The sequence below is a fragment of the uncultured Thioclava sp. genome, from assembly GCF_913064665.1.
In the GTDB taxonomy this organism is placed as follows: domain Bacteria; phylum Pseudomonadota; class Alphaproteobacteria; order Rhodobacterales; family Rhodobacteraceae; genus Thioclava; species Thioclava arctica.
In genome coordinates, this window is record NZ_CAJYBT010000013.1 from 1 (window position 1) to 25,325 (window position 25,325).

Below are 25,325 nucleotides of genomic sequence, written 5' to 3' on the forward strand. Positions count from 1 at the left end.
TTACCAGTCCTGACGCTCGACGATGCGGCAGGCGACCGAGAGTTTCGCGGCGCCGAGGCGCAGGGCCTCGCGGGCGATGACTTCGTTCACACCGTCGATCTCGAACATGACGCGGCCGGGCTTGACGCGGGCGGCCCAGTAATCGACCGAACCCTTACCTTTACCCATACGCACTTCGGTCGGCTTCGCGGTCACCGGGGTATCCGGGAAGATCCGGATCCAGACACGGCCCTGACGCTTCATGTGACGCGTGATCGCGCGGCGAGCCGCCTCGATCTGGCGTGCCGTGACGCGCTCGGGAGCGGTGGCCTTGAGGCCGAAGTGACCGAAGTTCAAATCAAAGCCGCCTTTGGCTTCGCCGTGAATCCGGCCTTTGTGCATCTTGCGGAATTTCGTCCGTTTCGGTTGCAGCATGACTATCTACTCCCTCAGCGATGATCGCGACGCGGGCCGCGCGGTGCCGGACCCTCTTGGGCCTCAGCGTGCTTGCGGTCGCGAGCTTGCGGATCATGTTCCATGATCTCGCCTTTGAAGATCCACACCTTGATCCCGATGATCCCGTAAGGGGTCATGGCTTCGGACAAGGCGTAGTCTATATCGGCACGCAGGGTGTGCAGCGGCACGCGACCCTCACGATACCACTCGGTACGCGCGATCTCGGCGCCGCCCAGACGGCCAGCGACGTTCACACGAATACCAAGTGCACCGATGCGCATTGCGTTTTGCACCGAGCGCTTCATCGCGCGACGGAACGAAACACGACGCTCAAGCTGCTGAGCGATCGACTCAGCCACCAGCTGCGCATCGAGTTCCGGCTTGCGGATTTCTACGATGTTCAGGTGCAGCTCGCTGTCGGTGAAGTTCGCCAGCTTCTTGCGCAGCGACTCGATGTCTGCGCCTTTCTTGCCGATGATGACGCCCGGACGTGCTGCGTGAATGGTCACACGGCATTTCTTGTGCGGACGCTCGATGATGACGCGGCTGACGCCGGCCTGCTTGGCTTCCTTGTGGATGAACTCGCGGATTTTGAGATCCTCGAGCAGCAGGTTGCCGTAGTCTTTGGTGTCGGCGTACCAGCGGCTATCCCAGGTGCGGTTGACCTGGAGACGCATGCCAATCGGATTGACCTTCTGACCCATTACGCTTGCTCCTCGATCTGACGCACCTTGATGGTGATTTCCGAAAACGGCTTCATGATCTTGCCGAAACGGCCCCGTGCCCGCGGACGGCCACGTTTCATCACCAGGTTTTTGCCAACCCAGGCTTCGACCACGACGAGCTCGTCCACGTCCAGGCCGTGGTTGTTCTCAGCGTTTGCGATTGCCGATTGCAGGCATTTCTTGACGTCGCCCGCGATCCGCTTCTTCGAGAAGGTCAGATCGGTGAGAGCTTTGTCGACCTTTTTACCGCGGATCATCGCAGCAACGAGGTTGAGCTTTTGCGGCGAGGTGCGAAGCATCTTGGTTTTTGCCATTGCTTCGTTGTCCGCCACGCGGCGCGGATTCTTTTCCTTACCCATGACGATTACTTCCTCTTGGCTTTTTTGTCAGCCGCATGCCCGTAATAGGTGCGGGTCGGTGAGTATTCACCGAATTTCTGGCCGATCATTTCCTCGGTGACGTTCACCGGGATGTGCTTGTGGCCGTTATAAACCGCGAACGTGAGACCCACGAATTGCGGCAGGATAGTGGAACGGCGCGACCAGATCTTGATCACATCGTTTTTGCCCGAATCGCGCGACTTCTCTGCTTTTTTCAGCAGATAGGCGTCAACGAAGGGGCCTTTCCAAACAGAACGAGACATATCTTAACGACCCTTTTTCTTCGCGTGACGCGAACGCAGGATGTACTGGTCCGTCTTCTTGTTGACGCGGGTGCGCTTGCCTTTGGTCGGCTTGCCCCACGGCGTCACAGGATGACGGCCACCCGAAGTGCGACCTTCACCACCACCATGCGGGTGGTCGATCGGGTTCATCGCAACACCGCGAACGGTCGGACGCACGCCCATGTGGCGCTTACGACCGGCTTTACCGAGGTTTTGGTTGCTATGGTCAGCGTTGGACACGGCACCGATGGTGGCCATGCATTCCTGACGCACGAGACGCAATTCGCCCGAGGACAAACGCAACTGCGCGTAGCCACCGTCACGACCCACGAACTGGGCATAGGTGCCTGCGGCGCGTGCGATCTGGCCGCCTTTGCCGGGCTTGAGTTCGACGTTGTGAACAATCGTCCCGATCGGCATGCCCGAGAAGGGCATTGCGTTGCCGGGCTTCACGTCGGCCTTGGCCGATGCAATCACGCGGTCACCCAAAGCAAGACGCTGGGGCGCGAGGATGTAGGCAACCTCATTGTCTTCATAGCGCACCAGCGCGATGAAGGCCGTGCGGTTGGGATCGTATTCGATACGCTCGACGGTAGCCGAGATGTCAAATTTGCGACGTTTGAAATCGACGATGCGATAGAGACGCTTTGCGCCACCACCTTTGTGCCACATCGTGATCCGCCCGGTGTTGTTCCGGCCACCAGTCTTGGTCAAACCCTCAGTGAGGGCTTTGACCGGACGGCCTTTCCAAAGCTCCGAACGGTCGATCAGAACCAGCCCACGCTGGCCCGGCGTCGTCGGTTTATACGACTTGAGTGCCATGCTTTCTGTCTTCCGTTAGCTTGAGACGGGTTGCCCCGCCTACTTATGTGTAGGGCCCCGAAGGTCCCCGAATGCAAAAGTCACAGGCCCCGGAACGAATCCGAGGCCTCGAGACTGGCGCGTAGCTAGCAGGGTTGCGCGGGGCTGTCTATAGGGGAGCCCTTGTTTTGCACGAGATTGCGCGCGGAACTGGCGCTTGGTACGCGCAACGGGCAAACTCGCGGCTGAGGCGAAAGACATAACAGGAGAAACTGATGCATCCAAACCGTATACAACCCCGTTTCCCAACCCGAATGATTGCGCTGATCGCACCGCTACTTGTCACGTCCCTTCTTGCATCCCCCGCCCTCGCCGGTTGGAGCGGACGCTACGAGGTGCGCGGCGTCAAGGGAGAGGATATGCTCAAAATGCGCGCAGGCCCGGGCATCGGCTATAAGGTGATCGTCGGCCTGCCCAACGGCACCCTGGTCCGGGTGAAGGATTGTGAGCGGATCGGGAATACGCGCTGGTGTGACGTGGCGCTTGAGGCTGCTCGCGGGCTGCGGGGCTATGTCTCTGAAAGCTACCTGCGCGAGAAGTGAGAGGCGGGGGCAAGTGGCCCGACGCCCCCTACCCTCCCCGACAAACGAAAAGGCCCCCGCAAATGCGAGGGCCTTTCCAAATCTTACGTCCGACCAGATTACAGGCCGGTGGAGACGTCGATCGTATTGCCTTCTTCAAGCGTCACATAGGCTTTCTTCACGTCCGAGCGGCGACCAGGGGTGCCACGGAAACGCTTGGTTTTGCCTTTGATGATGGTGGTGTTAACCGCCTTCACCTTGACGCCAAAGAGAACTTCGACGGCTTCTTTGATCTGCGGCTTCGAGCTGTCTTTCGACACTTCGAAAACCACCGCACCATGCTCCGAGGCCATCGTGGCTTTCTCGGTGATGATCGGCTTGACGATCACGTCATAATGTTCGGGTTTCGCACTCATTTCAGACTTGCTCATTTCAGACGAGCCTCCAGAGCTTCGATACCCGCCTTCGTGATCACGAGCGTGTCACGCAGAAGGATATCATACACATTGGCACCCATCGAGGGCAGCACGTCGATGCCTTCGATGTTGCGCGCGGCTTTGGCGAAGTTTTCATTCACCTCGGCCCCGTCGATCACCAGAACGCGCTTCCAACCCAACTCCTTCGCGGCTTTCGCGAGATCCTTGGTTTTGGAGCCAGCCATCTCAACGTTCTCCAGAACGATCAGATTGCCGGTTGCGGCTTTGGACGACAGCGCATGCTTCAGACCGAGCGCCCGGAACTTCTTGGGCAGGTCGTGGGCGTGGCTGCGCGGGGTCGGGCCTTTATAGACGCCACCTTTGCGGAAGATCGGAGCCTTGCGCGAGCCGTGGCGTGCGCCGCCCGTGCCCTTTTGGCGATAGATCTTCTTGGTCGAGTAGGACACGTCCGAACGACCGAGCGTCGAGTGGGTGCCAGCCTGTGCTTTCGCACGCTGCCAGCGCACCACACGATGCAGGATGTCGGCGCGCGGCTCGAGCCCAAAGATCTCGTCGGCGAGTTCGATCGAACCGGATTTACCGGCGTCGAGCTTGATCACATCGAGTTTCATTCTTTGTCTCCTTCGGGCGCAGCTTCACCGTCAGAGGCCTTGTCAGCTTCGATCGAAGCTTCGGCGTCTTTCAGCGCAGCAGCCTGCTCAGCGGCGGCAGCTTCTTCGGCGGCCAGACGGGCGGCTTCTTCCTCGGCGGCGGCAGCGGCAGCAGCAGCTTCAGCAGCCTTATGTGCAGCCTCGGCAGCCGATTTCAGCGCGGCCGGGTAGATGATGTTTTCAGATGCCGGCTTTTTGACCGCATCCTTGACCGTCACCCAACCACCTTTGGAACCGGGAACCGAGCCTTTGACCATGATCAGACCACGATCTGCATCGGTTTTCACCACTTGCAGGTTCTGGGTCGTCACGCGGGCAGCACCCATGTGGCCAGCCATCTTCTTGCCTTTGAACACCTTGCCCGGGTCTTGACACTGACCGGTCGAACCATGCGAACGGTGGCTGATCGAGACGCCGTGCGTGGCGCGAAGACCGGCGAAGTTGTGACGCTTCATCGCGCCCGCAAACCCCTTACCGATCGAGGTGCCCGCGATATCCACGAACTGACCTTCGAAGTAATGATCGGCGGTGATTTCTTCACCCACTTCAATCAGGTTTTCTGCAGCGACGCGGAATTCCGCGACCTTGCGCTTGGGGGCCACATTCGCCTTGGCGAAGTGACCACGCAATGCAGCGGTCGTGCGCTTGGCTTTCGCCTCGCCCGCGCCAAGCTGAACGGCCGTGTAGCCATCCGTGTCGGCGGTGCGCTGTGCAACAACCTGCAAGCTGTCGAGTTGAAGGACGGTCACAGGAACCTGACGACCATCTTCAAGGAAAAGCCGGGTCATCCCCAACTTCTTGGCAATAATACCAGTGCGAAGCATGTGACCCTCCTTACACCTTGATCTCGACGTCGACACCAGCCGCCAGGTCGAGCTTCATCAGCGCGTCCACGGTTTGCGGGGTCGGATCGACGATGTCGAGAAGACGCTTATGCGTACGGATTTCCCACTGGTCGCGCGACTTCTTGTCGATGTGCGGACCGCGAAGAACCGTGAATTTCTCGATTTTGTTGGGCAGCGGGATGGGCCCGCGCACCGTAGCACCCGTGCGCTTTGCGGTGTTAACGATTTCTTGGGTGCTGGCGTCCAGCACACGGAAATCGAACGCCTTGAGCCGGATACGGATATTTTGGCCGTTCATGTGTCATGCCTCTCGCATGGCGTGAAGATTGAGAGGCAGACGACGCCTCATGCGCGCCTGCATCGAACCTTTAATCTAAGCTAGATCAGAGGCGTCCCCTACGGGGCTCACCTGAGTCTGTCAAGAGCGAATGGCGCGCCTTGCGGCGCACCACCCAAATTCGTGTCACCTGTCGGTTTTCGGGGCCGCAAACACGGCCCCGGTCCCCTCGATCAAGCGAGGATTTTCGACACCACGCCGGCGCCGACGGTACGGCCGCCTTCGCGAATGGCGAAGCGCAGACCGTCTTCCATGGCGATCGGTGCGATCAGTTCGACTTCGAACTTCAGGTTGTCGCCCGGCATGACCATTTCCGTGCCCTCGGGCAGGTTAACAGTGCCGGTGACGTCCGTGGTGCGGAAGTAGAACTGCGGACGGTAGTTCGCAAAGAACGGCGTGTGACGGCCACCCTCTTCTTTGGTGAGGATATAGGCCTCAGCTTCGAACTTGGTGTGCGGCTTCACCGAACCCGGCTTACACAGAACCTGACCACGCTCAACGCCCTCACGGTCGATGCCGCGCAGCAGTGCGCCGATGTTGTCGCCAGCTTCACCACGATCCAGCAGTTTGCGGAACATTTCCACGCCCGTGCAGGTCGTTTTCTTGGTGTCGTTGATACCAACGATTTCCAGTTCGTCGCCAACGTTGACAACGCCACGCTCGATACGGCCGGTCACAACCGTGCCGCGACCCGAGATCGAGAACACATCCTCGATCGGCATCAAGAAGGGCTGGTCCACGGCGCGCTCGGGCGTCGGGATCCAAGCGTCGACAGCTTCCATCAGCGCCTTGATCGAGTTCTCGCCGATTTCCGGATCACGACCTTCGAGGGCGGCCAAAGCCGAACCACGCACGATCGGGATATCGTCGCCGGGGTAATCATACGAGCTCAGCAGCTCGCGGATTTCCATTTCGACCAGCTCGAGCAGCTCTTCGTCATCAACCTGATCGACCTTGTTCATGTAAACAACCATCGTCGGGATGCCGACCTGACGACCGAGCAGGATGTGCTCGCGCGTTTGGGGCATCGGGCCGTCAGCAGCGTTCACCACGAGGATCGCGCCGTCCATCTGCGCCGCACCGGTGATCATGTTTTTCACATAGTCAGCGTGGCCGGGGCAGTCGACGTGGGCGTAGTGACGGGCTTCGGTCTCATACTCAACGTGAGCGGTCGAGATCGTGATGCCACGTGCCTTTTCTTCGGGCGCGCCGTCGATCTGGTCATAGGCCTTGAAGTCACCAAAATACTTGGTGATCGCCGCCGTCAGCGTCGTCTTGCCGTGGTCAACGTGGCCAATCGTGCCGATGTTGACGTGCGGTTTGTTACGTTGGAACTTTTCCTTTGCCATGATGGCCTCCTGTCATTTCGGGACGTGGGGGAGGCGCCGGTTTCCCGGCGCCAAACCCTTACGCGTATTTCTTCTGGATCTCGTCAGAGATGTTCTGCGGCACGGGCTCGTAGTGATCGAAGATCATGGTGAACACCGCCCGGCCCGAGGACATCGAGCGCAGGTTGTTGATGTAGCCGAACATATTGGCGAGCGGCACGAAGGAGTTGATGACGATCGCGTTGCCGCGGGTCTCTTGTCCTTGCACCTGGCCCCGACGCGAGGTCAGGTCGCCAATGATCGAACCGGTATATTCTTCCGGCGTGACCACTTCGACTTTCATCATCGGCTCAAGCAGTTTTGCCCCAGCCTTGCGCAGACCTTCGCGCATCGCAGCGCGCGAAGCGATCTCAAATGCCAACACCGAGGAGTCGACGTCGTGGAACGCACCATCAAGGAGCTGAACTTTGAAGTCGATAACCGGGAAGCCGGCAAGCGGACCGGAATCCATGACCGATTTGATGCCCTTCTCGACGCCCGGAATATATTCCTTCGGCACCGAACCACCCACGATTTTGGATTCGAACGAGTAACCCTCGCCCGGCTCCGTCGGAGTGATTTCAAGCTTCACGCGCGCGAACTGGCCGGTACCACCGGTCTGTTTCTTGTGCGTATAGTCGATCTCGGTCGCGTGGCTGATCGTCTCACGATAAGCAACCTGCGGGGCACCGATATTCGCCTCAACCTTGAATTCACGCTTCATGCGATCAACAAGAATGTCGAGGTGAAGTTCGCCCATGCCCTTCATGATCGTCTGACCCGACTCGATGTCGGTTTCGACGCGGAAGGACGGGTCTTCGGCGGCCAGACGTGCCAAAGCGAGGCCCATCTTTTCTTGGTCGGCTTTCGTCTTCGGCTCAACCGCGATCTCGATAACCGGATCGGGGAAGGTCATCGTTTCCAGAACCACCTGGTTGTTGATGTCACACAGGGTGTCACCGGTGGTGGTTTCTTTCAGACCGGCCAACGCGATGATGTCACCGGCAAAGGCTTCATCGATCTCGTCGCGGTTATTGGAGTGCATCATCATCATACGACCGATGCGCTCTTTCCGACCTTTGGTGGCGTTCAGGATCGAGTCGCCCTTCTTCATTTTGCCCGAGTAGAGGCGCGTGAAGGTGAGCGTGCCCACGAAGGGGTCGTTCATGATCTTGAAGGCCAGACCCGACAGCGGCTCATCGTCGTCAGCGTGACGCGCGATGTTACGCTCTTCCGTTTCATCATCAGGCGAGAAGCCCATGTAAGCGGGAACGTCGAGCGGCGAGGGCAGGAAGTCGATAACCGCGTTCAACAGAGGCTGCACGCCTTTGTTTTTGAACGCCGAACCACCCAGAACCGGCACGAAGGACAGCGACAGCGTGCCCTTGCGGACCAGCTTGCGCAGCGTATCAACGTCGGGCTCTTCGCCTTCGAGATAGGCCATCATCGCGTCATCGTCTTGCTCGACCGCGTTCTCGATCAGGTGCGAACGCCATTCGTCAGCGGTTGCCTTGAGCGAGTCACGGATCGGACGACGGAACCAGGACGCGCCCAGATCCTCGCCTTCCCAAACCCATTCTTCCATGGTGATCAGGTCAACGATGCCTTCGAGATTATCTTCCGAACCGATCGGGAAGTTGACCGGAACCGGGGTAGCGCCCGTGCGATCCTTGATCATCTTCACGCAGTTGAAGTAATCCGCGCCGATTTTGTCCATCTTGTTAACGAACACCATCCGCGGAACCTTGTAGCGGTCAGCTTGACGCCACACGGTTTCGGTTTGGGGTTCGACACCGGCGTTGGCGTCCAGCAGGGCAACAGCACCGTCAAGCACAGCCAGCGAACGCTCAACTTCGATGGTGAAGTCAACGTGGCCGGGGGTGTCGATGATGTTGAAGCGGTGCTTGGGCGTCTGTGCCTCGGTACCGGTTTCGGTGCGCTCCCAGAAGGTGGTGGTTGCAGCCGAGGTGATGGTGATGCCGCGCTCGGCCTCTTGTTCCATCCAGTCCATGGTTGCGGCACCATCGTGCACTTCGCCGATCTTGTGCGATTTGCCGGTGTAATACAGGATCCGCTCAGTCGTCGTGGTTTTACCCGCGTCGATGTGCGCCATGATCCCGAAGTTACGGTAGAATGTAAGCGGATATTCGCGAGCCATAATGGCGTCCTTCCGTTTTTACCAGCGGTAGTGGCTGAACGCTTTGTTCGCGTCGGCCATCTTATGCGTGTCTTCGCGCTTTTTCACAGCCGTGCCGCGCGAGTTGACAGCGTCCAGAAGCTCGCCTGCAAGGCGCTCTTCCATCGTGTTCTCGTTACGGTTTTTCGCGGCGGTGATGAGCCAGCGGATTGCCAGCGCTTCACGGCGGATCGGACGCACTTCGACGGGCACCTGATAGGTGGCACCACCGACGCGACGCGAACGCACTTCGACAGACGGCTTCACGTTTTCCAGCGCTTCGTGGAACACTTCGATGGGCTCGCGCTTCAGCTTGCCCTCGACGCGGCTCAACGCGCTATAGACGATCCGCTCGGCGGCAGATTTTTTGCCGTCGATCATCAGGTTGTTCATGAATTTGGTGAGAATGCGGTCACCATACTTGGCGTCCGGCAAAACTTCGCGCTTTTCAGCGGCGTGACGACGAGACATGTGGTGATCTCCTTACTTCGGACGCTTCGCGCCGTATTTCGAACGGCGTTGACGACGGTCTTTAACACCTTGCGTATCGAGCACACCGCGCAGGATGTGGTAACGAACGCCCGGAAGGTCTTTCACACGACCGCCGCGGATGAGCACAACGGAGTGCTCTTGCAGGTTGTGCTTTTCGCCCGGGATGTAAGAGATGACCTCGAAGCCATTCGTCAGGCGCACCTTGGCGACCTTACGCATAGCGGAGTTCGGTTTCTTCGGCGTCGTTGTATAGACGCGCGTGCAGACGCCGCGTTTTTGCGGGCACTGCTGAAGGTGCTGCGATTTCGAGCCCTTCACTTTCGGCTGCCGCGGCTTGCGGATCAGCTGTTGAATCGTTGGCATTCCGGTTCCCCGTATCTGCTTGTCAATACTCGCACCCGGTCTCGGATGCGCCACTTCTCGACGGTATTTCGCGCCCATTCGCGAAACGCCAATTCACACCCTCCCCACCCGAAGGCAGAGGAGACTGCGTTGAATTCCAGAGGATCGGGGCTATGGGCCCGGATCGTGACCACTAGAAATCGGTGACCCGGCAGACACAATGCACCCGTCAGGTAGCGCGGCGTATAGGGGGAGTCGGATGCCTTGTCAACTGCGCGACCCACGCGCGCGCCAAGCCTGCAAGCGCGCAAGCCAGTCGCCAAAGATCAGCCCCCAGAGCAGCCACGCCACGCTAAGACTGATCATGCCAGCGAAAAACGCGTCCGACAGGAAATGCCGCCCCGTGCCCACTCGCTGCAGGGTAATAAAGGCGCTGATAAACACGGCGGTTGCGCGGAGATATAGCAGCCCCCAGCGCGGCAGTCGGTCGCGCATCGCCTCGGCGCCCAGCCAGATCACCACGCTCAACGCCACCGCCGCCGAAACCTCGCCCGAAACGAAGGAACAGTTGCGCGTGCATTGATCGGTGAAATCGCCCGCAATCGAGAAATGATGCGTGCCGCCAAACAGATCGACATTGGCCGGGCGCGCGCGCCCCGAATTGGGCTTGAGCAGCCCATTCACGATCACCACCGGCGCAAAGAAAAACAGCCCCAGCACAAAGCCCCAAGCCCGCGCCCCAAGCCGTGCCACCCTGCCCTTCCACAGCGCCAACGGCCAGCAAATCAGCGATGCCAGAAACACCAAAATCGCCAGATCCCAGATCCGCTGACGCAGCCATTCCCAAAGCGGATTGGTGATCACCGAAAACCCGGTATCGGCGCGGTAAAACAGCCCCGTCACGAACAGATCGACGCCGGGGGCCGCGCGAAACAACACCAGCGCGCCAAGCCAAAGCGCCAGCAGCACCCAGCCGCTGCGCGCGAGATCAATTTTGGGAACGGACACAGCGTGCCTCCACGAGATAAGGGGCATAGCCTTTGCCGGCCCAGGTTCCAGTTGCATCCAAGCCGGCCATCGGTGCCACCGGACCGTCGCCGCAATCGGGCGGCGTCGTCGCAATCACCAGCAGTTTGCCGGTATAGTCCTCGGGCAACGGCCACATCTGTTCATAATAGCTCTGCGCGCGTCTTTGAGGATTGGGCGCATAGATCACCACGTTCTCATCGCGCCCGGTATAGTACAGATCGGCCAGAATATCGCGGTTGGCCGAATAGATCGGCACGTGATTGGTCTGGGCAAGATCAAGGATCTGATCGCTCAAATCGACTCGTCCCAGCCAGCGGTTCAACAGCGGTTCATCATTGGGATCGGGCCAAGGTGCCAGCACAGTCAGCAGCGGGATCGCAATCGCGATGATCAGATTCACCACCAGCGCGGCAATCCGCCAGCGCCGCCCCATCACCAGCACCACCAGAACCGTGCCCGCGAAATAGGCCGCGATTGCCCAGTTGGCATAGGCGCGATCCAGCAGCGCCTCGATCGTCACCGCCACCAGTGGCGGGACCGATAGCATCGTCAAGCCGCGCTTGTCGGGATCGCCCCAACTGCCATAGCCGACCAGCAGCGCAACAAAGGTCAGCGGGCCAAACACCGCGAATTGGCTGCCCAGGAAATCGCTCATCGAGTCGAAGTTCAGCATCGCCCCGGTGCGCACCCAGCCGACATTGTCCATCGTATGCGACACGGTGGTCAGATCATGGGTCAGGTTCCACACAATATTGGGAGCGATCACCAGCCCGGCCATCACCACCATCGCTAGCGCATTGCGCCAGCCGATCCGCCAAGCGGGGCTGACCAGCGCGGCCAGCGCCAGACCCGGGATCAAATAGATCGCGGCGTATTTCGCCATAAAGGCCAGCCCTGCGCACAAACCCGCCACCAGCGCATTCTGCAGCCCGCCCCCGCGCGCGGCGCGATGGGCAAACAGCAGCGCCAACGCATAAAACGGCGCCATCACCGTATCGGTCGAGATCAGCACCGAGCCGAGCGCCACGAAGGGAAGCGTCACATAGATCGTCGCCGCCCAGAACGCCGCACTGCGCCCCGCAATCCGCCCCGCCAGCGCGCCCAGCACCAGCGCCGTCGCCCCATGCAGCACCGCTCCCGGCATCCGCACCCAGAACGGCGCATCAGAGCCCGCCAGCTCGGTCACCGCCCGGATCAGCCAGCCAATCAGCGGCGGCTTGGAGTAATATCCGAAATCAAGATGCTGACCCCAAAGCCAATATTGCGTCTCATCGACGAACAGATCGGTGTGATCAAAGGCCAGCGCGATCAGCCGCAAAACCGTGGCTGCGGCGACCAATGCCAGCGCGGGGCCAAACCAGCCCCGAGGATCAGGCTTCGCGGCGACGTTTGGCATGGATCAGCCAAAGATTGCGGGAATAGATGAACACGCCCAGCGACTGCCCGAGAATGAACACCGGGTCATGGCGATAGACAGCATAGCTGAACAGCATCAACCCGCCCGCCAGCGAGAAATACCAAAACGCGACCGGCACCACGGAATCGCGCTGCCGCTCGGAGGCGATCCATTGCACAATGAAGCGCCCGGTGAACATCAACTGCGCCAGCAGGCCGAAGACGACCCACCACAGCTCTGTTATGCTGTCGACGTGAAGCATATTCATCAGCCATTGCATGGGGCTCACTCCTTGCGCGCAGCTTCGGTGGCGCGGGCGCGCTTGCGGCGACGCAACAACCAAGCCACGCCCATCAGATCGACGATGCCGACAAGGCCGCGTTGCAAATTGTTGTAATTGGACGTCCCGCCCCCGCGCGAGCGATGGGTGACATCGACATGCGCCACTTCCCAGCCATCACGCGCAAACAGCGCGGGCAGATAGCGGTGCATGTGATTGAAATAGGGAAGCGCCAAGAAGGCCTCACGCCGAAATGCCTTAAGCCCACAGCCGGTGTCGCGCGTGCCATCCTTGAGGATCGCCGAGCGGATCGCATTGGCGAATTTCGAGGCCAGTTTTTTGGACAACGTATCTTGCCGCCCGACCCGCTGGCCCGCGACCAACCCGATCGCCTCAGAGCCGGGCGCGCGCAAAGGCGCCATCAGCGCGGGCAACTCGCTGGGCGGGTTTTGCCCATCGCCATCCAGCGTGCAGATGATCGCGCCCCTCGCGGCCATCACGCCCGAATGCACCCCGGCACTTTGGCCACCCGATTTGGCGTGATGCAGCAAGCGCAGGTTGGGATGATCGGCCATGCGCGCCTGAACGATCTCGCCCATGCCGTCATCCGAGCCGTCATTGATCACAATCACCTCGTAATCGCACACCGGTGCGCAGGCTGCGTCGATCTCATCGAGCAGGGCGGCGATATTGGACGCCTCGTTCTTGGCGGGGATGACGATGGAAATCTCGGGCATGGGGCCGGAACTCGCTTGGGGCGGCGCAGGATTGGCCCCTCATATCTGCGCCGCCGCGCCTTGTAAACGATCCTTGGGGCAGACCCACGGCTTCGTCAGCGCACAGATCAGCCGAATTTCGCGAAAAGCTTTGCGTAAGACGGCTTTAATTGCGCACGCGCGGCAAGTGCGACGGGCAGCTTGCCCGAAAGTGCCGCGTCATAAAAATTCGCGGCACTGATGGCGAGCCCATCGACCAGCTTTTGATAGGCGGGATCGTTGGCTTCGGGGGCGGGGTTTTGCACGATCTGGATCGCAAGATAGCGCAGGATCGCGGCATCCTCGATCAGTTGCGCGCCCGCCTCGCTGCCCATCGCGGCGTAGTTGCGCCCCAGCACCTCCTCCATTTCGGCGTGATAGGCGTTCATGCGGTCCGAGAACCCGATCACCCCGTTGCGGATATGCAAATCCCCCAAAGCATAGCGCACCTGTTCAAGCGTTTCATGCGCAGGGGCTAAGGCCCCATCCGCGACCTGCCCCTCGGCTTTGCGCACAATGTCAGAGACCTGCGTGAGCGTCGCGTCCAACTTGGGATCATCGCCATATTGCGGCGGTGGCGCGCTGCGCCATTGCGTGGCAAGCGCGCTCCAAGCGGCCTGAAATTTGCCAAGCGCGGCTTCGGTTTCGGGCCCTTTGCCCTGATTGCTTAGAAACAAGGCTGCGCGATAGGCGCCGTAGGCCTGACGCAACTGCGCCTCGCCATCGCTGTAGGGGCCGGCCCAAACGCCCGTTCCCGTGGCCCCAAGCAAGGCCAAAGCCAGTGTCGCTATTTTCAACATATCGCGCCCTTTCTCTGCTGGCGTCGCGGCACGCTGGCCCGCATGCGCCCCGCCCGTTGACCCGATCATAGGGCAAAGAAAAACCCCGCGCGAGAGGCTCGCACGGGGTCGTATCAGTTCAGCCGTTCAAGGCTGGGATCAATCGCGGCTTTCCGGCGTTTCGACCGGGCCAAAATCGGGCTCGACCTCGACCGGGGCGGCAAGCGCTGCGGCCTCGGCAGCCTCGGCTTGACGCGTCTCGATGACCTTGTTGTCGCGCTCGGTTGCGATCTTGCGCACCCGCGTGGTTGCACCACCCGTGCCCGCCGGGATCAGGCGACCCACGATGACGTTTTCCTTGAGACCGACCAGCTTGTCGCGCTTGCCCTGCACCGACGCCTCGGTGAGAACACGCGTGGTTTCCTGGAACGAAGCCGCCGAGATGAAGCTGCGCGTTTGCAGCGACGCCTTGGTGATCCCCAACAGCACCGGTTCACCCGTTGCCGGACGACCGCCACGGGCCACAACCTTGGCGTTCTCCTCTTCGAACTCGGCCTTATCGACATTCTCGCCTTTGAGAAGGGTCGATTCACCGGAATCGAGGATCTCGATCTTCTGCAGCATCTGGCGAACGATCACTTCGATATGCTTATCGTTGATCTTCACGCCCTGCAGTCGATAGACGTCCTGCACTTCGTCGATGAGGTAATCGGCCAAAGCCTCAATCCCCATGATGCGCAAGATGTCATGCGGCGCCGGGTTGCCATCCATGATGTAGTCACCCTTCTGCACGAAGTCGCCTTCCTGCACCGGGATGTGCTTGCCTTTCGGCACCATGTATTCGGCGGGCTCAAGACCTTCGTCGCGCGGATCAATCGAGAGCCGGCGCTTGTTCTTGTAGTCCTTGCCAAAGCGTACATAGCCATCAATTTCGGCGATGATCGCGTGATCCTTGGGACGACGTGCCTCAAAGAGTTCGGCCACACGCGGCAGACCACCGGTGATGTCCTTGGTCTTGGCACCTTCACGCGGAATCCGCGCCACAACGTCACCGACCTTGACCTGCTGGCCGTCTTCGACCGACAGGATCGCGTCCACCGACATCGTGTAGGTCACCGGGTTGCCCGCATCGTTGCGCACCGGTTCGCCATCTTCACCCAGGATCAGAACCTCGGGCTTGAGGTCGTTGCCTTTGGGTGCCGAACGCCAATCCGCCACGATCTTCTGGGTCATGCCGGTCGCATCATCGGTATCTTCGCGCACCGAGATGCCCGAAACGAGATCGACGAAACGTGCCAAACCGGCTTTCTCGGCGATGATCGGCAGGGTGTAGGGATCCCATTCGATCAGCTTGTCGCCGCGCTTGATCGGCGCACCGTCGGTGACAAAGACCTTGGTGCCGTAGCCGATCTTGTGGCTGGCCAGCTCTTCGCCCTGATCGTTGACGATCGCAATCTGCATGTTGCGGCCCATCACGATCTGGTCGCCTGCTTCGTTGGTGATCAGGTTCGCATTGCGGAACTCAATCTTACCTTCTTGGCTGGCTTCCAGGAACGATTGCGAACCACCCTGAGCAACGCCGCCCAAGTGGAAGGTCCGCATCGTCAGCTGCGTGCCGGGTTCCCCGATCGACTGCGCGGCGATGATACCCACCGCTTCGCCTTGGTTCACCAGCGTACCGCGTGCCAGGTCACGACCATAGCACAGCGCGCAAACGCCCTCTTCGGCCTCACAGGTCAGCGCCGAGCGGATGCGCACCGATTGCACGCCCGCCTGTTCGACCGCATCAGCCTTGCGCTCGTCGATCAACTCGCCTGCGCGCACCAGCACCTCATCGGTGCCCGGCACGTTGACGTCATCGGCAGCGACACGGCCCAAGATACGCTCGGACAGCGGCGAGACGATTTCACCGTCATTGACCGCCGCAGACGCGGTGATCGCACGATCGGTGCCACAGTCATGGCTGCGCACGATGCAATCCTGCGCCACGTCCACCAGACGCCGCGTCAGATAGCCCGAGTTCGCTGTCTTAAGCGCGGTATCGGACAGACCCTTACGAGCGCCGTGAGTCGAGTTGAAGTACTCGAGAACGGTCAGGCCTTCTTTAAAGTTCGAGATGATCGGCGTTTCGATGATCTCGCCATTCGGCTTGGCCATAAGGCCGCGCATCCCGCCCAGCTGTTTCATCTGGGTGACCGAGCCACGCGCGCCCGAGTGCGCCATCATGTAAACCGAGTTCGGTTCCATTTCTGCGCCATTCTCATCGTATTTGGGCGCGGAGATGGTGTTCATCATCGCGTCCGTGACCTGATCGTTACATTTCGACCAAGCATCAACGACCTTGTTGTATTTCTCACCTTGGGTGATCAGGCCGTCCATATATTGCTGTTCGAAATCTTTGACCTGATCGCGAACGCCTTCAACGATGTCCCACTTGTTATCGGGGATAACCATGTCGTCCTTGCCGAACGAAATGCCCGCCTTGAACGCCTCGCGGAAGCCCATGCCCATGATCTGGTCACAGAAAATAACCGACTCTTTCTGACCGCAATAGCGGTAGACGGTGTCGATCGTGTTCTGCACGTCTTTCTTACGCAGCAGACGGTTAACCAGTTCGAACGGTGCCTTCGCATTCAGCGGCAGCAAGCTACCAAGACGGCAGCGGCCCGGCGTGGTTTCGAAGCGTTGGAACACCTCGTTGCCGGTTTCGTCGATCTGCTTCACACGGCAGGTGATCTTGGCATGCAGACCCACTTCGCCCGCATTGAGCGCGTGTTCCACTTCCTCGACCGAGCCAAAGGCCATGCCTTCGCCCTTCATGCCTTTGCGTTCCATGGTCACATAGTAAAGACCCAGAATCATATCCTGCGAAGGCACGATAATCGGCGCGCCGTTGGCAGGCGACAGCACGTTGTTGGTCGACATCATCAACACGCGCGCTTCAAGCTGGGCCTCAAGGCTCAGCGGGACGTGCACGGCCATTTGGTCGCCGTCAAAGTCAGCGTTAAAGGCCGAGCAAACCAGCGGGTGCAGCTGAATGGCCTTACCTTCGATCAGCATCGGTTCAAACGCTTGGATGCCCAGACGGTGCAGCGTCGGCGCACGGTTGAGCAGCACCGGGTGTTCGCGGATCACCTCATCGAGGATATCCCACACTTCGGGGCGCTCTTTTTCGACCAGTTTCTTGGCCTGTTTGACGGTAGAGGACAGCCCCTTCGCCTCAAGACGCGAATAGATGAACGGCTTGAACAGCTCGAGCGCCATCTTCTTGGGCAGACCGCACTGATGCAGTTTCAGCTCGGGACCGGTCACGATGACCGAACGACCCGAGAAGTCCACGCGCTTACCCAAAAGGTTCTGACGGAAGCGACCTTGCTTCCCTTTCAGCATGTCGGACAGCGATTTCAGCGGGCGCTTGTTGGTGCCCGTGATCACGCGACCCCGACGGCCGTTGTCAAACAGCGCATCGACCGATTCCTGCAGCATCCGCTTTTCGTTGCGCACGATGATGTCGGGCGCGCGCAGCTCGATCAGCCGCTTGAGGCGGTTGTTGCGGTTGATCACGCGACGATAGAGATCGTTGAGATCCGAGGTCGCGAAGCGGCCACCATCAAGCGGCACCAGCGGGCGCAGTTCCGGCGGGATCACCGGCAGCACCGTCAGCACCATCCATTCGGGGCGGTTGCCCGACTCGAGGAAGCTTTCTACGATCTTCAAACGCTTGATGATCTTCTTCGGCTTCAGCTCGCCCGTGGCTTCCTTCAGCTCTTCGCGCAGCTGCTCGGCAGTCGCCTCAAGGTCGACCGCTGCCAGCATTTCACGAATGGCCTCAGCGCCGATATTGGCGGTGAAGGCGTCGGCGCCATAAGCGTCCTGCGCGTCGAGATACTCTTCCTCGGTCATCAACTGACCATAGGTCAGATCGGTCAGACCGGGCTCGATCACGACGAAGTTCTCAAAGTAGAGAATCCGCTCAAGGCTGCGCAGCGTGGTGTCCAGCATCAAGGCGATGCGCGAGGGCAGCGACTTGAGGAACCAGATATGCGCGACCGGCGAGGCCAGCTCGATATGGCCCATACGCTCGCGGCGGACCTTTTGCAGCGTCACTTCGACGCCGCATTTCTCGCAGACAACGCCGCGATATTTCATCCGCTTATATTTGCCGCACAGGCATTCGTAATCTTTGATCGGGCCAAAGATGCGTGCGCAGAACAGGCCGTCACGCTCGGGTTTGAACGTGCGGTAGTTGATGGTCTCGGGCTTTTTGATTTCGCCAAACGACCATGACAGGATCCGCTCCGGCGAAGCCAGCGAGATCTTGATCTCGTCAAAAGCTTTCGGCTGCGCAAGCGGGTTGAACGGGTTTTGCGTCAGTTCCTGGTTCATCTGTAAATCCTTGAATGAGGGCAGAGGGGAGGGAGTGAGGGCCTAAGCCCTCACTCGTCGTCCTCCGCATCCAGGAGTTCCATATTGAGGCCAAGGCCCCGGACCTCTTTGACGAGAACGTTGAACGATTCCGGCACGCCGGCTTCGAAATTGTCCTCGCCCTTGACGATCGACTCATAGACTTTGGTACGGCCAGCCACGTCATCGGATTTGACCGTCAGCATCTCTTGCAAGGTGTAGGCGGCACCGTAAGCTTCGAGTGCCCAGACCTCCATCTCACCCAGACGCTGACCACCGAACTGCGCCTTACCACCCAGCGGCTGCTGCGTGACAAGCGAGTACGGACCGGTCGAACGGGCGTGCATCTTGTCATCGACCAAGTGGTGCAGCTTGAGGAAGTATTTCACCCCAACCGTGACCTTGCGGGCGAATTGCTCGCCCGAGCGGCCATCGAACACCACCGACTGACCGGACTCGCTAAAGCCCGCACGCGTCAACGCGTCATTGATGTCGGCCTCTTTCGCCCCGTCAAAGACCGGGGTTGCAATCGGCACGCCACCGCGAACGGTTTCCGCGCTTTCCAGCAGGCCTTCATCGTCCATGTCCGAGAAGGCCTCTTCAAAGGTCTCATCGCCATAGCCGTGACGCATCGCAGCCTTGACCGGGGTCATGTCGCCATCGCGGCGATAGGCCCGGATTGCCTCGTCGATCTGGATGCCCAGACCGCGCGATGCCCAACCCATATGGGTTTCAAGGATCTGACCGACGTTCATGCGCGACGGCACGCCCAGCGGGTTCAGCACCAAGTCAACCGGCGTCCCGTCGGCGAGGAAAGGCATATCCTCGACCGGCACGACCTTGGACACGACACCTTTGTTGCCGTGACGACCAGCCATCTTGTCGCCTGCCTGAAGCTTGCGCTTCACGGCCACGAACACCTTGACCATCTTCATCACGCCCGGAGGCAGATCGTCGCCCTGACGGACTTTCTCGACCTTGTCTTCAAAGCGCAGATCAAGAGCGCGTTTCTGCGCCTCGAACTGATCGTTGAGAGCCTCGACCTCTTTCGCGTCACCCTCGTCTTCAAGGGCAAGCTGCCACCACTGACCTTTGGACAATGTGCCAAGCAGCTCTTCGTTGATCTCGGAACCCGGCTTGACGCCTTTAGGGCCTTTGACAGCCTTTTTGCCCATGATCAGCGTGCGCAGACGCGCGTAGATGTTGCGCTCGAGGATCGCCAGCTCGTCGTCGCGGTCGCGTGCGAGACGTTCGACTTCTTCCCGCTCGATCTGCAATGCGCGCTCGTCTTTTTCCACACCATGGCGGTTGAAGACACGCACTTCGACGATCGTGCCAAACGCACCCGGCGGCAAACGCAGCGAGGTATCGCGCACGTCGCTGGCCTTCTCCCCGAAGATGGCGCGCAGAAGCTTTTCTTCCGGCGTCATCGGGCTTTCGCCCTTCGGAGTGATCTTGCCGACCAGAATGTCACCCGGGCCAACTTCGGCACCGATATAAACAATCCCGGCCTCGTCGAGGTTGCGCAGAGCTTCCTCACCGACGTTGGGAATGTCGCGGGTGATCTCTTCCGGCCCCAGTTTCGTGTCGCGCGCCGCTACTTCGTATTCGTCGATATGGATCGAGGTGAACACGTCATCGCGGTGAATGCGCTCAGAAATCAGGATCGAGTCTTCGTAGTTATAGCCGTTCCACGGCATGAACGCGACGATCACGTTGCGCCCGATAGCCAGCTCACCTTGATCGGTGGACGGACCGTCGGCCACGACCTGACCTTTTTGCACCCGGTCGCCAACTTTGACGACAGGACGCTGGTTGATCGTCGAGGACTGGTTGGAGCGTTTGACCTTGCGCAGACGGTAAATGTCCACGCCCGGAGCGCCCGCTTCAAGGTTTTCGGGCACGCGGATAACGATCCGCTGTGCGTCCACCTGGTCGATGATACCACCACGGTTGGCCATGATCGCCGCGCCAGAATCGCGCGCCACGATCGCTTCCATCCCGGTGCCCACGAACGGAGCCTCGGAGCGCAGAAGCGGAACCGCCTGACGTTGCATGTTCGAGCCCATCAAGGCCCGGTTAGCATCGTCATTTTCAAGGAACGGGATCAGCGCCGCGGCGACCGAAACCAGCTGCTTGGGCGAGACGTCGATCAGGTCAATCACCTCGGGCGGGTTGAGCGAGTATTCGCCCGACTGACGCGTCGAGATCAGGTCGCTGGTGAACTTGTTGTTTTCATCCAGCGTCGCGTTGGCCTGCGCCACGGTGTGACGCATTTCCTCGGTGGCCGACATATAGACCACCTCATCGGTGACCTTGCCGTCTTCGACCTTGCGATAAGGCGTTTCGATGAAGCCATACTTGTTCACGCGGGCGAAAGTGGCCAGCGAGTTGATCAGACCAATGTTCTGACCTTCGGGCGTTTCAATCGGGCACATCCGACCGTAGTGGGTCGGGTGAACGTCGCGCACCTCAAAGCCGGCACGTTCGCGCGTCAGACCACCCGGGCCAAGCGCCGAGAGACGGCGTTTGTGGGTGACTTCCGACAGCGGGTTGGTTTGGTCCATGAACTGGCTCAGCTGCGAAGAGCCGAAGAATTCACGCACCGCAGCCGCAGCCGGTTTCGCGTTGATCAGATCTTGCGGCATCACCGTGTCGATCTCGACCGAGGACATACGTTCCTTGATCGCGCGTTCCATACGCAGCAGACCGACGCGATACTGATTTTCCATCAGCTCGCCGACCGAGCGCACCCGGCGGTTGCCGAGGTGGTCGATATCGTCGATCTCGCCCTTGCCGTCACGCAATTCCACCAGCCCGCGGATACAGGCGATGATGTCTTCGCGACGCAGCGTGCGCTGGGTATCGGGCGCATCCAGATTGAGACGCATGTTCATCTTCACCCGGCCAACAGCGGACAGGTCATAGCGATCGGAATCAAAGAACAGCTGGTTGAACAGACCTTCGGCCGCCTCAACGGTCGGGGGCTCACCCGGACGCATCACGCGGTAAATATCCATCAACGCGGTTTCGCGGTTGAGGTTCTTATCCGCCGCCATCGTGTTGCGGATATAGGGGCCGACATTGACGTTATCGATGTCAAGGATCGGCACTTCGGTGATGCCGTTATCCACGAGCACCTTGACCGAACCACCCGACAGCTCGCCGTCTTTGTTGTATTCCGCCGTCAGCTCATCGCCCGCTTCAATATAGATGAAGCCGGTCTCTTCGTTGATGATATCCTTGGCACAATAGCGGCCCAGAATATGATCGAAGGGCACCAACAGCTCGGGGATCGCATCGTCATCGCGCCATTTCTTGACCATGCGCGGGGTCGCTTTCTCGCCCGCTTTCAAGATCACTTCGCCGCTTGCCGCATCGACCAGATCAAAGGTCGGACGGGTGCCGCGCATCCGGTCGGGGAAGAACTTGGTCACCCAGCCGGATTTGCCTTTGGCGGTGTAGCTCACGGTCTCGTAGTAAGCATCCATGATGCTTTCCTGATCGAGGCCCAGAGAATACAGAAGCGTCGTCACCGGCAGTTTGCGGCGACGGTCGATGCGTGCGAACACCAGATCTTTGGCGTCGAATTCGAAATCCAGCCACGAACCGCGATAGGGAATGATGCGGCAGGCAAACAGCAGCTTGCCCGAGCTGTGGGTCTTGCCGCGATCATGGTCAAAGAACACGCCGGGGCTGCGGTGCATCTGGCTCACGATGACACGCTCGGTGCCGTTCACGATGAACGTCCCGTTATTGGTCATCAAGGGCATGTCGCCCATGAAAACGTCTTGTTCTTTAATGTCTTTGACCGAGCGAGCGCCGGTATCTTCGTCGATATCAAACACGATCAGACGCAGCGTCACCTTGAGGGGCGCTGCGTAGGTCATGTCGCGGTTTTGACACTCTTCGACATCGTATTTCGGCTTCTCAAGCTCGTATTTCACGAACTCCAGAATGGCGTTGTCGTTGAAATCCTTGATCGGGAAAACCGATTGGAAGACGCCCTGAATCCCGTCGCCATCGGTGGGCTGATCAGCCTCCCCCGAGCGCAGGAACAGATCGTATGAGGATTTCTGAACCTCAATGAGGTTCGGCATTTCAAGGACTTCACGGATTTTGCCGTAATAGCGACGGATGCGTTTCTGACCAACGTAAGCTTGAGCCATGCTCTGCGTGACCTTTCGTCTCTTCGCGGCTGCGCAATGTCGGGGCCCATTGCACGCCGCAAGGCGAATGAAGGGGGGCGGTTCCATACCTGCCATCCGTCCCACCGGATAGCTCCCGAACCGCGAACACCGCCTTGGAGAGGGCTTCTAATAGGCCAAAGCCCTCTCCAAGACAGGTTCGGCTGGGCCCGGAAATTCCCGGACCCAGCCCTATCTCATGTCGGATGCGAGCGCATCCGGCGAAATTACTTGAGCTCGACTTTCGCGCCAGCTGCTTCAAGTTTTTTCTGGATCTCTTCAGCTTCGCCTTTCGACGCGCCTTCTTTGACTTTGCCGCCAGCCTCAACGAGGTCTTTGGCTTCTTTCAGGCCGAGGCCCGTGATGCCGCGAACTTCTTTGATCACGTTGATTTTCTGAGCGCCGGCTTCGACGAGAACGACGTCGAATTCGGTTTTCTCTTCAGCGGCTTCGCCAGCTGCTGCCGGGCCAGCCATCATCACAGCGCCACCAGCGGCGGGCTCGATGCCATACTCGTCTTTGAGGATGGTTTTCAGTTCCTGGGCTTCCAGAAGGGTCAGGCCCACGATTTCTTCGGCGAGTTTTTTCAGATCAGCCATTTCTCAGTTCCTAGATTTGGGGTTCCAACGTCGCGGTTTCAAGCCGCTACGGGACATGTCGATTGCTTAAGCAGCCTTTTCCTCGATCGAGGACAGGATGCTCGCGATGTTGCTTGCAGGCGCGCCAATGGCACCGGCGATGTTGCTTGCAGGCGCACCAATGCACGACGCGATCTGAGCAAGAAGCTCTTCGCGCGAGGGCATATCGGCGACGGCTTTCACACCGGCGATATCCAGAGCCGACTCTCCCATAGAACCACCAAGGATCGAGAGTTTCTCGTTTTCCTTGGCGTACTTGACAACCACCCTCGCCGCAGCGACGGGATCATCCGAGTAGGAAAGCACGGTCATGCCCGTCAGGTAATCAGCGATGCTTGCGCAGGGCTGACCTTCAAGGGCGATCTTGGCGAGCTTGTTCTTGGCAACGCGAACCGACCCGCCAGCTTCGCGCATGCGCGCCCGCAGGTCCTGCATATTGGCAACCGTCATACCCTCGTAGTGGGCAACCACTACGACGCCAGAGCTTGCGAAGATCTGGCCGAGTTCCTCGACCACTTTCTCTTTTTGGGCTCTATCCACAGTTACACTCCAAGTATGGGGGTTTCCCCCCGGCTCTCATTTTCCCGGTTTCCCGGGGTCGGGTCCGAAAGGGCCCGAGGCCAGATCGCCCGAGATCAGCCAAGCGGCTTACCCCGGAAATGGTCTCGATCCCCATCTCAGGAAGGAAATTAAGCCAGTTTCCCGGCACCCTCCGTCTCGGACAGGTCAGGGCGGTTGTACAAGACACCCGCCCCACCATCCACCGGTTTCCCGGTGGAATTCTGTTAGTTGCCGCTTGCGGACGCGACGTCCAGCGACACGCCCGGGCCCATCGTGGAGCTCAGCGACACCTTCTTCAGATAGGTGCCCTTCGCGCCAGCGGGGCGAGCTTTCGAAACGGCGTCCACGAAGGCGCGCACGTTCTCAACCAGCTTGTCTTCCGAGAACGACACCTTGCCGATGCCGCCATGGATGACGCCAGCCTTCTCAACCTTGAACTGGACTTCGCCGCCTTTGGCCGCAGCCACAGCCGTTGCGACATCCATCGTCACCGTGCCAACCTTGGGGTTCGGCATCAGGTTGCGTGGGCCCAGCACCTTGCCCAGACGACCGACGAGCGGCATCATGTCCGGGGTTGCGATGCAGCGATCGAATTCGATCTTGCCCGACTGGATGGTTTCCATCAGGTCTTCGGCGCCAACGATGTCAGCCCCGGCTGCCTGTGCCTCATCGGCTTTGGCACCACGAGCGAACACAGCCACGCGCACGGTTTTACCGGTGCCGTTGGGCAGGGCGACAACGCCGCGCACCATCTGGTCTGCGTGACGCGGGTCAACGCCCAGGTTCATCGCGATTTCCAGCGTCTCGTCGAATTTCGCATGTGCGTTCGACTTGATCAGCGCCACGGCCTCTTTGATCGAGAGGTTGTCTTTGCCAGCGAAAGCTTCGCGGGCGGCTTTGGTCCGTTTACCGAGCTTTGCCATGACTTACCCTTTCACCTCGATACCGATCGACTTCGCCGAGCCGAGGATGATGTTCATCGCGCCTTCGATGTCGTTGGCGTTCAGGTCAGACATTTTCGCTTCAGCGATCTGACGCACTTGAGCCGCGGTGATCGTCGCAGCGGTCACACGACCGGGGGCCTCAGAGCCCTTCGGACGGTTGCGCTTGCCAACCGGCTTGAGGCCAGCAGCTTGCTTGATGAAGAAGCTCGCCGTCGGCTGCTTGATCTCAAAGGTGAAGGACTTGTCAGCGTAATAGGTGATGACCGTCGGGATCTTCGCCTGCTTGTCCATTTCCTGCGTTTTGGCGTTAAACGCCTTGCAGAATTCCATGATATTGATGCCGCGCTGACCCAGCGCAGGACCGACGGGCGGGGACGGGTTTGCCGCACCAGCCGCGATTTGCAGCTTCAGCTGCCCAACTACTTTCTTGGCCATTTGGCCCTCTCCTTATCACTGTCACACCCGAAGGGGCGCGAAGTTTAGTGGTCCGGTCCGGGGAT

25 protein-coding genes are annotated in these 25,325 nt (G+C 59.7%); 1 reads left to right on the forward strand and 24 read right to left on the reverse strand.

Annotated features, from left to right (window positions below; genetic code table 11):
• From rplP to rplB, 5 genes are read right to left on the reverse strand one after another with little or no spacing between them, the layout of a single operon-like run.
• Complete coding sequence (gene rplP, locus QZ571_RS07340) at window positions 1-414, reverse strand: 50S ribosomal protein L16 (protein WP_295533066.1); 414 nt, start codon at window positions 412-414, stop codon at window positions 1-3.
• 14 nt (window positions 415-428) lie between these two features.
• On the reverse strand, window positions 429-1,139 hold the full coding sequence (rpsC, locus tag QZ571_RS07345) for a 30S ribosomal protein S3 (protein WP_038130264.1): 711 nt from the start codon (window positions 1,137-1,139) through the stop codon (window positions 429-431).
• Window positions 1,139-1,519 carry a 50S ribosomal protein L22 gene (gene rplV / locus QZ571_RS07350; RefSeq protein ID WP_038130262.1) on the reverse strand — a complete coding sequence of 127 codons (381 nt, stop codon included), beginning with the start codon at window positions 1,517-1,519 and terminating at the stop codon, window positions 1,139-1,141. Before rplV ends, rpsC begins: the two co-directional genes overlap by 1 nt.
• Before the next feature lie 5 nt (window positions 1,520-1,524).
• Complete coding sequence (gene rpsS, locus QZ571_RS07355; protein WP_295533067.1) at window positions 1,525-1,803, reverse strand: 30S ribosomal protein S19; 279 nt, start codon at window positions 1,801-1,803, stop codon at window positions 1,525-1,527.
• Between the two features lie 3 nt (window positions 1,804-1,806).
• Window positions 1,807-2,646, reverse strand: coding sequence for a 50S ribosomal protein L2 (gene rplB / locus QZ571_RS07360; RefSeq protein ID WP_038130259.1), 840 nt, complete (start codon window positions 2,644-2,646; stop codon window positions 1,807-1,809).
• Window positions 2,647-2,900: 254 nt separating this feature from the next.
• Between rplB and QZ571_RS07365 the strand changes: the two genes are divergently transcribed.
• The gene (locus QZ571_RS07365) at window positions 2,901-3,227 is read left to right on the forward strand and encodes an SH3 domain-containing protein (protein ID WP_295533068.1); all 327 of its coding nucleotides are present in this window, start codon (window positions 2,901-2,903) and stop codon (window positions 3,225-3,227) included.
• Between the two features lie 98 nt (window positions 3,228-3,325).
• Here QZ571_RS07365 and QZ571_RS07370 read toward each other — a convergent pair whose 3' ends face one another.
• The 19 genes from QZ571_RS07370 to rplK form a co-directional block, all read right to left on the reverse strand.
• Window positions 3,326-3,622, reverse strand: a complete 297-nt coding sequence (locus tag QZ571_RS07370) for a 50S ribosomal protein L23 (protein WP_295533176.1) — start codon at window positions 3,620-3,622, stop codon at window positions 3,326-3,328.
• Between the two features lie 11 nt (window positions 3,623-3,633).
• Window positions 3,634-4,254: a 50S ribosomal protein L4 gene (gene rplD, locus QZ571_RS07375; RefSeq protein ID WP_295533069.1), complete on the reverse strand. Its 621-nt coding sequence runs from the start codon at window positions 4,252-4,254 to the stop codon at window positions 3,634-3,636.
• A complete protein-coding gene (gene rplC / locus QZ571_RS07380) occupies window positions 4,251-5,117 on the reverse strand; it encodes a 50S ribosomal protein L3 (protein WP_295533070.1) in 867 nt (288 codons plus the stop codon). Before rplC ends, rplD begins: the two co-directional genes overlap by 4 nt.
• 10 nt (window positions 5,118-5,127) lie before the next feature.
• Window positions 5,128-5,436: a 30S ribosomal protein S10 gene (gene rpsJ / locus QZ571_RS07385; protein ID WP_038130254.1), complete on the reverse strand. Its 309-nt coding sequence runs from the start codon at window positions 5,434-5,436 to the stop codon at window positions 5,128-5,130.
• Window positions 5,437-5,648: 212 nt separating this feature from the next.
• The gene (gene tuf / locus QZ571_RS07390) at window positions 5,649-6,824 is read right to left on the reverse strand and encodes an elongation factor Tu (RefSeq protein WP_295533071.1); all 1,176 of its coding nucleotides are present in this window, start codon (window positions 6,822-6,824) and stop codon (window positions 5,649-5,651) included.
• Between the two features lie 58 nt (window positions 6,825-6,882).
• A complete protein-coding gene (gene fusA, locus QZ571_RS07395) occupies window positions 6,883-9,000 on the reverse strand; it encodes an elongation factor G (protein ID WP_295533072.1) in 2,118 nt (705 codons plus the stop codon).
• A gap of 18 nt (window positions 9,001-9,018) precedes the next feature.
• On the reverse strand, window positions 9,019-9,489 hold the full coding sequence (rpsG, locus tag QZ571_RS07400; RefSeq protein WP_038131509.1) for a 30S ribosomal protein S7: 471 nt from the start codon (window positions 9,487-9,489) through the stop codon (window positions 9,019-9,021).
• 12 nt (window positions 9,490-9,501) lie between these two features.
• Window positions 9,502-9,873, reverse strand: coding sequence for a 30S ribosomal protein S12 (rpsL, locus tag QZ571_RS07405; protein ID WP_038131511.1), 372 nt, complete (start codon window positions 9,871-9,873; stop codon window positions 9,502-9,504).
• Between the two features lie 246 nt (window positions 9,874-10,119).
• Window positions 10,120-10,860, reverse strand: a complete 741-nt coding sequence (locus QZ571_RS07410) for a phosphatase PAP2 family protein (RefSeq protein WP_295533073.1) — start codon at window positions 10,858-10,860, stop codon at window positions 10,120-10,122.
• Complete coding sequence (locus QZ571_RS07415; RefSeq protein ID WP_295533074.1) at window positions 10,841-12,277, reverse strand: glycosyltransferase family 39 protein; 1,437 nt, start codon at window positions 12,275-12,277, stop codon at window positions 10,841-10,843. The genes QZ571_RS07410 and QZ571_RS07415 overlap by 20 nt, the downstream gene beginning before the upstream one ends.
• Complete coding sequence (locus QZ571_RS07420) at window positions 12,252-12,557, reverse strand: lipid-A-disaccharide synthase N-terminal domain-containing protein (RefSeq protein WP_295533075.1); 306 nt, start codon at window positions 12,555-12,557, stop codon at window positions 12,252-12,254. The genes QZ571_RS07415 and QZ571_RS07420 overlap by 26 nt, the downstream gene beginning before the upstream one ends.
• Window positions 12,558-12,562: 5 nt before the next feature.
• Window positions 12,563-13,294 (reverse strand): glycosyltransferase family 2 protein, encoded by a 732-nt coding sequence (locus tag QZ571_RS07425; RefSeq protein WP_295533076.1) that lies wholly within the window; start codon window positions 13,292-13,294, stop codon window positions 12,563-12,565.
• Window positions 13,295-13,401: 107 nt separating this feature from the next.
• Window positions 13,402-14,112, reverse strand: a complete 711-nt coding sequence (locus tag QZ571_RS07430) for a hypothetical protein (protein WP_295533077.1) — start codon at window positions 14,110-14,112, stop codon at window positions 13,402-13,404.
• Between the two features lie 138 nt (window positions 14,113-14,250).
• Window positions 14,251-18,477, reverse strand: a complete 4,227-nt coding sequence (gene rpoC, locus QZ571_RS07435) for a DNA-directed RNA polymerase subunit beta' (RefSeq protein ID WP_295533078.1) — start codon at window positions 18,475-18,477, stop codon at window positions 14,251-14,253.
• A gap of 50 nt (window positions 18,478-18,527) precedes the next feature.
• Window positions 18,528-22,664: a DNA-directed RNA polymerase subunit beta gene (gene rpoB, locus QZ571_RS07440; protein ID WP_295533079.1), complete on the reverse strand. Its 4,137-nt coding sequence runs from the start codon at window positions 22,662-22,664 to the stop codon at window positions 18,528-18,530.
• 245 nt (window positions 22,665-22,909) lie between these two features.
• Entirely contained in the window at window positions 22,910-23,281 is a 372-nt protein-coding gene (rplL, locus tag QZ571_RS07445; RefSeq protein ID WP_295533080.1) for a 50S ribosomal protein L7/L12, read from the reverse strand.
• A gap of 66 nt (window positions 23,282-23,347) precedes the next feature.
• A complete protein-coding gene (rplJ, locus tag QZ571_RS07450) occupies window positions 23,348-23,860 on the reverse strand; it encodes a 50S ribosomal protein L10 (protein WP_295533081.1) in 513 nt (170 codons plus the stop codon).
• Window positions 23,861-24,105: 245 nt separating this feature from the next.
• On the reverse strand, window positions 24,106-24,804 hold the full coding sequence (gene rplA / locus QZ571_RS07455) for a 50S ribosomal protein L1 (RefSeq protein ID WP_295533082.1): 699 nt from the start codon (window positions 24,802-24,804) through the stop codon (window positions 24,106-24,108).
• Window positions 24,805-24,807: 3 nt separating this feature from the next.
• On the reverse strand, window positions 24,808-25,260 hold the full coding sequence (gene rplK, locus QZ571_RS07460) for a 50S ribosomal protein L11 (RefSeq protein WP_295533083.1): 453 nt from the start codon (window positions 25,258-25,260) through the stop codon (window positions 24,808-24,810).
• Window positions 25,261-25,325 lie beyond the last annotated feature (65 nt).

Excerpts from the sequence above, each read along its gene's own strand:
- rplL (WP_295533080.1), bottom strand. The coding sequence starts at position 23,281 with ATGGCTGATCTGAAAAAACTCGCCGAAGAAATCGTGGGCCTGACCCTT.
- rpoB (WP_295533079.1), bottom strand. The coding sequence starts at position 22,664 with ATGGCTCAAGCTTACGTTGGTCAGAAACGCATCCGTCGCTATTACGGC.
- rplP (WP_295533066.1), bottom strand. The coding sequence starts at position 414 with ATGCTGCAACCGAAACGGACGAAATTCCGCAAGATGCACAAAGGCCGG.
- rplB (WP_038130259.1), bottom strand. The coding sequence starts at position 2,646 with ATGGCACTCAAGTCGTATAAACCGACGACGCCGGGCCAGCGTGGGCTG.
- QZ571_RS07420 (WP_295533075.1), bottom strand. The coding sequence starts at position 12,557 with ATGCAATGGCTGATGAATATGCTTCACGTCGACAGCATAACAGAGCTG.
- rpsS (WP_295533067.1), bottom strand. The coding sequence starts at position 1,803 with ATGTCTCGTTCTGTTTGGAAAGGCCCCTTCGTTGACGCCTATCTGCTG.
- QZ571_RS07370 (WP_295533176.1), bottom strand. The coding sequence starts at position 3,622 with ATGAGTGCGAAACCCGAACATTATGACGTGATCGTCAAGCCGATCATC.
- rpsC (WP_038130264.1), bottom strand. The coding sequence starts at position 1,139 with ATGGGTCAGAAGGTCAATCCGATTGGCATGCGTCTCCAGGTCAACCGC.
- rpsJ (WP_038130254.1), bottom strand. The coding sequence starts at position 5,436 with ATGAACGGCCAAAATATCCGTATCCGGCTCAAGGCGTTCGATTTCCGT.
- rpsG (WP_038131509.1), bottom strand. The coding sequence starts at position 9,489 with ATGTCTCGTCGTCACGCCGCTGAAAAGCGCGAAGTTTTGCCGGACGCC.
- QZ571_RS07425 (WP_295533076.1), bottom strand. The coding sequence starts at position 13,294 with ATGCCCGAGATTTCCATCGTCATCCCCGCCAAGAACGAGGCGTCCAAT.
- rpoC (WP_295533078.1), bottom strand. The coding sequence starts at position 18,477 with ATGAACCAGGAACTGACGCAAAACCCGTTCAACCCGCTTGCGCAGCCG.
- rpsL (WP_038131511.1), bottom strand. The coding sequence starts at position 9,873 with ATGCCAACGATTCAACAGCTGATCCGCAAGCCGCGGCAGCCGAAAGTG.
- QZ571_RS07430 (WP_295533077.1), bottom strand. The coding sequence starts at position 14,112 with ATGTTGAAAATAGCGACACTGGCTTTGGCCTTGCTTGGGGCCACGGGA.
- rplD (WP_295533069.1), bottom strand. The coding sequence starts at position 4,254 with ATGAAACTCGATGTGATCAAGCTCGACGCCGGTAAATCCGGTTCGATC.
- rplA (WP_295533082.1), bottom strand. The coding sequence starts at position 24,804 with ATGGCAAAGCTCGGTAAACGGACCAAAGCCGCCCGCGAAGCTTTCGCT.
- tuf (WP_295533071.1), bottom strand. The coding sequence starts at position 6,824 with ATGGCAAAGGAAAAGTTCCAACGTAACAAACCGCACGTCAACATCGGC.
- rplC (WP_295533070.1), bottom strand. The coding sequence starts at position 5,117 with ATGCTTCGCACTGGTATTATTGCCAAGAAGTTGGGGATGACCCGGCTT.
- fusA (WP_295533072.1), bottom strand. The coding sequence starts at position 9,000 with ATGGCTCGCGAATATCCGCTTACATTCTACCGTAACTTCGGGATCATG.
- rplK (WP_295533083.1), bottom strand. The coding sequence starts at position 25,260 with ATGGCCAAGAAAGTAGTTGGGCAGCTGAAGCTGCAAATCGCGGCTGGT.
- QZ571_RS07415 (WP_295533074.1), bottom strand. The coding sequence starts at position 12,277 with ATGCCAAACGTCGCCGCGAAGCCTGATCCTCGGGGCTGGTTTGGCCCC.
- QZ571_RS07365 (WP_295533068.1), top strand. The coding sequence starts at position 2,901 with ATGCATCCAAACCGTATACAACCCCGTTTCCCAACCCGAATGATTGCG.
- rplV (WP_038130262.1), bottom strand. The coding sequence starts at position 1,519 with ATGGGTAAGGAAAAGAATCCGCGCCGCGTGGCGGACAACGAAGCAATG.